Source organism: Paraburkholderia translucens (genome assembly GCF_020881035.1).
In the GTDB taxonomy this organism is placed as follows: Bacteria; Pseudomonadota; Gammaproteobacteria; order Burkholderiales; family Burkholderiaceae; genus Paraburkholderia; species Paraburkholderia translucens.
Window position 1 is genome coordinate 1 of the sequence record NZ_JAJITC010000037.1, and the last position, 3,174, is coordinate 3,174.

Genomic DNA, 3,174 nt, shown 5'->3' on the forward strand with positions numbered 1-3,174 from the left:
GGCTTGTCGTCGCGCACCATGTAGCCGCTGTCCGGGTCAGTGCGGCTGATCTTCGTTTCCTTCTGCTGTGCTGCGCCCGTCGAACCCGATGAAGCCGCACTGTCGTCGTTATCGTCCTTCTGCCCGCGCCCGTCCCGTCTGAGCGGCTTTTTATCGTGGGCGGCACGGTCTGCATCGACCGCGGCATCCAGTGCGGCCAGATACGCCGACGGCGTCTGCTCAACCTGCACCAGATCGAACTTCCTCTTGTTGGCGTTGGCCTTCAGGTGCGTACTGTCGGTGTACAGCACGCGCCCCTCGACCATGCCGCGTCCCATCGCCTGCTGCACGATCGCGTCGAAGATCTCCTGATAGACCGTCGTGTCGGTAAAGCGCCGGCGCCGGTTCTGCGAGAACGTCGAGGCATCGGGCACACGGTCGGTCAGCCGGAACCGCGCGAACCACCGGTAGGCCACATTGACCTGCACCTCGCGCATGAGCTGGCGCTCGCTGCGCACCCCGAACAGGTAGCCGATGAACAGCAGTTTGAACATCACCACCGGGTCCAGCGCGGGCCGTCTGGAGGGCGACAATCATTTTGGCCGGTGTAGCGGCGAAGGTTTTGGCCGGTGGGGAGAAGTCGGAGGCGGCGTAGCCGCCGGAGAGTTCTCCCCACCGGCGGCGCCGAGTCGGCTGGGCTCTACGATGGCTGATCGAATAAGAAAGCGATCAGCTACATGTCTGGAACCCGCATTACCGACCAACAGGTTCGCCTCTACATGTCCAAACGCAAACACCACTCGCAGGAGATCGCCGCCGCCCAAGGCCGGCATCAGTGTCCGCAGCGCCCGGCGCATAGAACGGGCCACCGTACTGCCATCACAGAAACCGCGTCGTTACTGGCGTTCCCGTCCCGATCCCTTCGCCGACGTCTGGGATACTGAAGTCGTTCCGATGCTCGCGAACGCGCCGCAACTCCAGGCGATCACGATCCTGCGCAAGCTGCAGGACGATCATCCCGGCGAGTATCCCGATAGCACACGCCGCACACTCGAGCGCCGCGTGCGGCACTGGCGGGCGACGTCCGGCCCACCGAAGGAAGTCTTCTTCCCGCAGCTGCATGAGCCCGGCGCACGCGGCCTGTCCGACTTTACCGACATGGCCGAACTGCGAGTGACGATCGCTGGCCTGCCATTCGAACACCGGCTGTACCACTTCGTGCTCGCGTTCTCGCGCTGGGAATACGCCAATGTCGTTGAAGGTGGCGAGAGCTTCGAAGCACTGTCCATGGGATTGCAAAATGCACTATGGCAGGCCGGGGGATGTCCGCGCGAACATCGCACCGACAGTCTGTCGGCGGCGTTCAGAAACCTCGCGGATGAAGACGACTTCACGGTGCGCTATGCGGCGCTGCTCGAGCACTATGGCATGACCGGGACACGCAACAATCGCGGCCTGGGTCACGAGAACGGTAGCGTTGAGTCATCGCATCGCTATCTGAAGGAAGCCGTCGACCAGGCGTTGATGTTGCGCGGTCACCGGGACTTCGTCGATCGTGCGGCCTACGATGAGTTTCTGCGCGAGGTCGTCATGCGTCGCAACCGGCGCAACGCAGCAGCGTTCCGCCTTGAGCGCGAGCAGCTCATGGATTTGCCGTTAAGGCGCACGACCGACTTCGTCGAGGAAGAAGCGCGCGTTACACGTTGCAGCACGTTCACTGTACGCGGCATTCTGTACAGCGCGCCGTCGCGCCTGATCGGGCATCGCCTGAAGGTGCGCGTGTATGGTGACAGGCTCGACTGCTATCTGTCGGGCGCGCTGGTGCATAGCACCTCGCGCGGCTCGCGTGCCGGCGACAACCGCCGCGCGCTGGATTACCGACACTTTATTGAGAGCCTCAAACGCAAGCCGCAGGCCTTCAAGGGGCTTGCGTTTCGAGACGAGCTGTTTCCACGTGAGGCGTATCGCCGGACGTGGGAACAGCTGGAGGCAAGGCTGACGCAGCGCGATGCGTGCAAGGTCATCGTTGGATTGCTTGAACTCGCCGCTCTCGATGGCGTCGAGGCCGTGCTGGCCGCGCGCCTCAACACGTTGCTGGTTGACGGCAAGCTGCCTGATCTGAAGGCTCTACGCGAGGAGTTCGCGCCGCGTCACGCCGATTGCCCCGTCGTCAATGTCCAAATGCCACCCGCAAGCAGCTATGACGACCTGCTCGGCAAGGAGGTCGCATGAGCACGCCCGCTTACGATGCCGGCCGTCTTGCCTTGATGCTCAATGAACTGCGCCTGCCGACCATCGCCCGCCTGTGGCCCGGGTTTGCGGAGCGCTCCGACAAGGAGGGCTGGCAGGCCACGCGGCTCATTGGCGCACTGCTCGAACACGAACTGGCCGAGCGAGCCAAACGGCGCATCGAACGACACCGCGCCGAGTCACATCTGGACCCGACCAAGACGCTTGCGACCTTCGACTTCAGCATGGTGCCGATGGTGTCAAAGGCACACGTCATGGCGCTCGCGACCGGCGATTCGTGGCTTGAGAAAGGCGCCACGGCGCTCCTGTTCGGCCCGCCCGGAGCCGGCAAAAGTCATCTGGGTTCGGCCATCGGACACGCGTTGATTGACGCCGGCTACCGGGTGTTGTTCACGCGTACCAGCGAACTCGTGCAGAAGCTGCAGGCTGCGCGTCAGAGCCTGCAGTTGCCCTCAGCTCTTGCCAAGCTCGACCGCTTCGACCTGATCATCCTGGACGATCTGTCATATGCCCGGAAGGATCAGGCCGAAACCAGCGTGCTGTTCGAGCTCATTGCCGAAAGATACGAGCGCCGTAGCCTCCTGATCACCGCTAACCAGCCGTTCTCGGGCTGGAATGACGTGTTTCCTGATCCCGGCATGACCGTCGCTGCAATCGACCGGCTCGTCCATCACTCGACGATCTTCGAGATGAATGTCGAAAGTTATCGTCGTCGCACCGCCAGCGACAAACAGAACAACAGGCGCCGACAATCATCCGGCGACAATCAACAACAAGGAGCGACAACCATGACCGGATAACGACCAACAATCATCCCGGTCGACCGGCGCATTGACTCAGTTTTTTTGTTACCGAGCCACGGGCATTGCCTCATGTAATTTGCTACCCGTCAGAATGCTGGCGGGAGCGACTTATGGCGAGGCAGCTCAGCATGACAACACGACG

At 62.4% G+C, this 3,174-nt stretch carries 1 protein-coding gene and 2 pseudogenes; 2 read left to right on the forward strand and 1 reads right to left on the reverse strand.

The features are described from left to right. Positions 1-557 (reverse strand): annotated as a pseudogene (locus LJ655_RS29925) (transposase); the annotation flags it as partial. 159 nt (positions 558-716) lie between these two features. Here LJ655_RS29925 and istA point away from each other — a divergent pair. Beyond that, positions 717-2,211: pseudogene (istA, locus tag LJ655_RS29930) on the forward strand (IS21 family transposase). Further along, on the forward strand, positions 2,208-3,029 hold the full coding sequence (istB, locus tag LJ655_RS29935) for an IS21-like element helper ATPase IstB (protein ID WP_230564760.1): 822 nt from the start codon (positions 2,208-2,210) through the stop codon (positions 3,027-3,029). Before istA ends, istB begins: the two are co-directional and overlap by 4 nt. Positions 3,030-3,174: the final 145 nt, after the last annotated feature.

Excerpts from the sequence above, each read along its gene's own strand:
- istB (WP_230564760.1), top strand. The coding sequence starts at position 2,208 with ATGAGCACGCCCGCTTACGATGCCGGCCGTCTTGCCTTGATGCTCAAT.